The organism is Bradyrhizobium sp. (assembly GCF_030693485.1).
Taxonomy (GTDB): domain Bacteria; phylum Pseudomonadota; class Alphaproteobacteria; order Rhizobiales; family Xanthobacteraceae; genus Bradyrhizobium.
The window spans coordinates 1-5465 of sequence record NZ_JAUYAN010000015.1; the positions used below are offsets into that span (position 1 = coordinate 1).

At 62.6% G+C, this 5465-nt stretch carries 4 protein-coding genes; 2 read left to right on the top strand and 2 right to left on the bottom strand.

The window, feature by feature from the left end:
* Positions 1 to 14: 14 nt before the first annotated feature.
* Positions 15 to 842: a tetratricopeptide repeat protein gene (locus Q8N40_RS01515; RefSeq protein ID WP_305710549.1), complete on the bottom strand. Its 828-nt coding sequence runs from the start codon at positions 840 to 842 to the stop codon at positions 15 to 17.
* Positions 843 to 976: 134 nt separating this feature from the next.
* Here Q8N40_RS01515 and Q8N40_RS01520 point away from each other — a divergent pair, with 134 nt between their 5' ends.
* Both Q8N40_RS01520 and Q8N40_RS01525 read left to right on the top strand, forming a co-directional pair.
* Positions 977 to 2356 carry a M17 family metallopeptidase gene (locus tag Q8N40_RS01520; RefSeq protein ID WP_305710550.1) on the top strand — a complete coding sequence of 460 codons (1380 nt, stop codon included), beginning with the start codon at positions 977 to 979 and terminating at the stop codon, positions 2354 to 2356.
* On the top strand, positions 2349 to 3194 hold the full coding sequence (locus Q8N40_RS01525) for an NlpC/P60 family protein (protein WP_305710551.1): 846 nt from the start codon (positions 2349 to 2351) through the stop codon (positions 3192 to 3194). Before Q8N40_RS01520 ends, Q8N40_RS01525 begins: the two co-directional genes overlap by 8 nt.
* A gap of 686 nt (positions 3195 to 3880) precedes the next feature.
* Here Q8N40_RS01525 and Q8N40_RS01530 read toward each other — a convergent pair.
* The gene (locus tag Q8N40_RS01530) at positions 3881 to 4960 is read right to left on the bottom strand and encodes a sensor histidine kinase (RefSeq protein WP_305710552.1); all 1080 of its coding nucleotides are present in this window, start codon (positions 4958 to 4960) and stop codon (positions 3881 to 3883) included.
* Positions 4961 to 5465: the final 505 nt, after the last annotated feature.

Sequence of the window (5465 nt, forward strand, 5' to 3'; positions counted from 1 at the left end):
TTTAATACCTTATTTCAGTTCGGCCGGTTGAGCGCCGCCACCGGCACGGACGCCGGGCGACCAGCGCGCGGGTTGTCCTTGCGGGCCAGCATCTGCTGCAGGTAGGCGACGTTGGCGGCCGCTTCCTCTGCCGGCAGGTCGGCCTTGACGATGCTTTCCGCTTCACTGAAGCGGCCCTGCAGGCCGACCACGAGGCCGAGATTTTGCCGCACCCGCGCATCGGCGCGCGCGCTGCCGTAGGCGCGGCGGAGGGTCTCTTCGGCTTTCGGCAGATCCTTCGACAGGACGTAGGACAGGCCGAGATTGGACAGCACCGACGGCTCCTCCGGCACGATCGCCAGGGCGCCGGCATAATAGCGCCTTGCGTCGTCATGCCGGCCGAGCTGATCGAGCGCGGTTCCCTGCACCGACAGAATGCGCCAGTCGGGATTGTCGGGCGAATGGGCGCGGGAGAGCACGTCGAAGGCCCGCTGCGAATTGCCGTTGTCGGCGAGCGCGCGGCCATAGCCGGCGAGCAGCGCCTTGTTGCCGGTATGGGCGATGGTGGCCTGCTCGAACACCGCAACCGCCTGGGCGCGCTGCCCGGTGGCGCGGAGCGCCTGGCCGTAGCGCAGCGCGGCGTCGGCATCCTTGGGATTGGCGCGATAGCGTTCGCCGTAGACTTCGACGGCGCGGCGCGGATCGGCCTCGGCGCCGGAACCCGGATTGGGACTTGCTTCGGCTTTCGAGCCGATCGAGCCCGTGATGTCGGACATGGTCTTACAGCCGCCAAGGCTTGCGGCCAAAATCGCCGTCACGGCCGCGGACGCTAGAAGCCGGGCAAGACTGGAGGGCTGACGCATGGCACATAACTCACGATATCGGGCTAATCGACCGAGCCGAACACGCCAGCAATAGACCGTTAACCCTAATGTCTGGTTAATTGGGGCACTACCCGCCCCGCCATGCCCGTTTGCCCAGGGAAACCGAGAACCGCATGCCATCCGTGTTCGAGACCGCGCCTGCTCCCGCCATTCCCATTACCTTTGCGACCAAGGCGACGTGGGATGCGATCCGCGCCGGCCTCCCCGCCGAGAACAGGCAGTTCGCGCTGGCCAACGGTTTTGCGGCCAAGCCCGGGGCCTGCCTGACGCTGCCTTCGGCGGACGGCAACATCGCGCAGGTGCTGTTCGGGCTTGAGGACGAAACCAGCAAATTCCGCGACCTGTTCCGGCCCGGCGCCCTGCCCGGCCTGCTGCCGCCGGGTCTCTACCGCTTCGCCAATGCGCCGCATGACATCAGGCTCGCCACGCTGGCCTTCGCGCTCGGCTCATACCGCTTCAGCCGCTACCGCAAGAACGATGCGCCCGGGGTCCGGCTGGTGCCGCCCGAGGGCGTCGACGTCGCCGATATCGCACGAATGGCTGAAGCCGCGACGCTGGCCCGCGACCTCATCAATACGCCGTCGAACGACATGGGACCGGAAGAACTGGCGCTGGCCGCCGCCGAACTTGCCAAGCGCTTCGGCGCCAGTTTCAGCGCCATCGTCGGCGACGATCTGACCCGTCAGAATTTTCCGCTGATTCATGCGGTGGGAATGGCGTCGCCGCGGGCGCCGCGGCTGATTGATTTTTCCTGGGGCGACCCTGGGCATCCCAGGGTGACGCTGGTGGGCAAGGGTGTCTGCTTCGACACCGGCGGGCTCGATCTGAAACCGTCGAGCGGCATGCTGATCATGAAGAAGGACATGGGTGGCGCCGCCAATGTGCTGGCATTGGCGCACATGGTGATGGATGCGAGACTGAAGGTGCGGCTGCGAGTGCTGATCCCGGCGGTCGAGAATGCGGTCGCCGGCAACGCGTTTCGGCCGCTCGATATCTTCACATCGCGCAAGGGCCTCACGGTGGAGATCGGCAACACCGACGCCGAGGGACGGCTGGTGCTGGCCGACGCGCTGGCGCTGGCCTGCGAGGAAAAGCCGGATCTGCTGATCGATATGGGCACCCTGACCGGCGCGGCGCGGGTGGCGCTGGGACCGGATCTGCCGCCGTTCTACACCAATGACGAGACGCTGGCGCTCGACGTCGCGGCTCACGCGAAAGCGGAGAACGATCCGATGTGGCGATTGCCGCTGTGGCCGGCTTACGATTCCTGGCTGGATTCCAAGGTCGCCAACCTCAACAACGCGCCGTCGGGCGGCTTTGCCGGCTCGATCACCTGCGCGCTGTTCCTGCAGCGTTTCGTCGAGCACGCCACCCGCTGGCTGCATGTCGATATCTACGGCTGGACGCCATCCGCCAAACCGGCGCGCCCCGAGGGCGGCGAATGCCAGGCCGCGCGGGCGATCTACAAGCTGCTGGGCGAACGCTATGCATGATCCCCGCCTGACGCCGGCACGCGGTGACCTCGCCGCGCAATATCTCGAAGGCACGGTCAAGGCGGCGCGCTTTGTCGCCGGCGATGAATTCGAGATCTCGGAAGCGATCGCGCCGCTGCGCATCGGCCCGTCGTCCGACTCCGAACTCGCGACGCAGGCGCTGCTCGGCGAGCGCGTCACGATCTATGACCGCAACGGCGAGGGTTTTGCCTGGGGCCAACTCAACCGCGACGGCTATGTCGGCTGGCTTCCCGACCGCGCACTGACAAGACCCGGCGCAGCGCCGACCCACAAGGTTACGGCGTTGCGGACCTTTGCCTTCCCTGGCCCCTCGATCAAGCTTGCGCCCGTCGATACGCTGGTGATGGGAACGACGCTGAGGGTGGCGCGCGAGGAAGGCGACTTCGCGGTGACGCCGCAAAACTGGTATCTGCCGCGACGGCACCTCGGCGGCATCGACGAAATGGCGAAGGATTTCGTCGCGGTGGCCGAGCGTTTTGTCGGCACGCCGTATCTGTGGGGCGGCAAGAGCAGCCTTGGCATCGATTGTTCCGGCCTGGTGCAGGTGGCGTTGAACGCCGCCGGAACTGGCTGCCCACGCGACAGCGACATGCAGCGCGACGGGCTCGGCCGGGCGCTGGATGCGGCGGAAGCCGGGCGGCTGCAGCGCGGCGACCTGATGTTCTGGAACGGCCATGTCGCGATCGCGCGCGATGCCGAGACCATCGTGCATGCCAATGCGCATCACATGGCGACGGTGATCGAAAATACAAGCGACGCCATCGCGCGCATCATGGCGGCGGGCAGCGAGATTCTGACGATCAGGCGGCTGACGTGAACGCCATCTTGTGGATCAAGTCTGACGCTTGGTGCCAATTCCCACATGCGAAAGCGATCAGACGTGAACGACATCTTGGGCCCGGAGAGTCGGATCGAAACCTTTGGTTCCGAATCCGGTTTATTCCCAACTCCGGACATGTCGCCGCGCCGCACCAACTGACACAATGTGCCACAGACGGCCGTTGGGCAGACTCATTCGATCACGTCATCCGTGCGCGCGAGCAGCGATAATGACACAGCGTGGTCTGAGTGCCTCAGCTGGTTTGAGATCGATGATAAAGCGGTGCGTGCTCGGGGAGCGCACGGGAAGTCCGACTTCTATCCCGCATTTGTCTTGGGGCTAAAAACATCGGAACCTTTCCGTGCGACAAGTGTTATCTCGTCGAGGGAAGATCCAGCGAGTTTTAAGGATGAAGCTACGATTGCCGAAATGCCCGAATTGCTCTCGACCGATGAGGGTCGCCCGCACCATACTGGCCAGGACAGAGGTGCCAGAGGTTAACGTGTACGAATGCAGGCCGTGTAGAGTCTCGTACACAACAGAAGACCACTTATCCATAGCGGGCACGCACCCCCCTACGGCAACTACGGGTAGACAGTTCTGGTGAGCCGCGCGCGCACATCCCTGCACCGCTGAAATCTACATCAAGCGCAAGCACGGCTAGCGTGCGGATCGGCCCTGTCTCAATTGGCGCGGCGCGCTTGCAAGGTGGCCAGAGGAATGTCGAGTTCGTATACGACGCCTTCCGGCTCATATCTCAATCGAACATTACCATGAAGCTGTTCGGCAAGGCGATTGATGAGGCGTGTCCCGAAACTGCGCCGAGTCGGCTCCCGGACCACTGGTCCCCCACTCTCGGTCCATGTCAGCTTTAACCGTTGCGCCTTGTCATCGACTATCGATGTGATGTTGATGCGTCCCGTGGTGTTGGACAACGCACCGTATTTGACCGCATTCGTGCATAGTTCATTGAGAGACATAGTGAGCGGCAGGACCGCGTCTGAAGCGATCTCGATGTGAGTGTCTTGAACGACAAACCGTCGGACATTTGAGTTATCGAATGGTTCGGTTGCGTCATGAATGACGTCGATCAATTTCGCGCCAGCCCAGTTTGATTCCAGCAACAGATCATGCGCCCTGCCCAAGGCAACCAAACGGCCTTCGACAGCCAATCGGCCTTCTTCCAGGTTCTGCGCAGATCCCAAGCTCTGCGAGGTGATGGCAACCACCGTCGCCAGCATATTCTTCACTCGATGATGCAACTCCTTCAACAGCAGATCCTGAAATCGCTTGGTGACCTCGGCGTCTCGTATCGCAGCGACCACGATCAGTCCATCGGGGGTACGATGCGGGCTCAGGCTGATCTCGACCTGGAACTCGCTGCCGTCCTTACGAAGGGCATGCAACTCCAACCCAATGCCCATCATGCGTGGCGTCGGGTCGATCAAGAAACGATCCAGATGACCCGCATGAAGGTCCCTGTACCGCTCCGGAATAAGGATACTAAGCGGTTTGCCAGCCAGTTCGTCGGGGAGGTAACCGAACATAGCCTCGATGCGGTTACTAGCGAAATTAATACGGCTGGTCTTGTCAATGATAATTACGGCATCCGGACTTTCCTCCAGGAAGCCGTGGAACTCGTCTTCGCTGCTGAGCCTCGGGTTCGCGACGGCGAGCCAATCGGTGCGATCGCTACGCCGAGCCGGATTGTCAGTGGCTTTGGGCGGCTCCTTCATTGAAGTCGTCGCTTTCGTCTTCTTCAAGGCGCAACTCACGTCAACGCGCTAACTCGCTTCAAGCCAGCAAACTTAAACTTACGTGCGGCGGAGATAGTGGAATTGATCTTGATCAACTTGAACGCCCCCGCGCCCGCGAAGCGATCGCGCGGATCAAAGCGGCCGCAGCGAGGTGTTGGCGATCAAGCGGCTGGCGGGAACGCCATCTCGTGGATGAAGTCTGACGCCTGTTTTCCACTCCCACCCACGAAATCGATCAGACTTGAATGTCGTCTTGGGCCTGGAGAGTCGGATCGAAACCGTCGGCCACGAGTCCGGTTTACTCCCAACTCCGGACATATCGCCGCGCCGTACCAAATGACGCCAAGTGCCGATAGCCGACCGCGACTTGATCTAGAGTTCCGGCGTTCGATAAAGTGTCTTGCCGCCGACCCTGATATCGACGTCGAGCAGGTACTGCTTCAGCCCTGCGCGGTCGATTTCGACGCCGAGCCCAGGCTTGTCGGGGGCCGAGAGTTCACCGTTGCGGTCG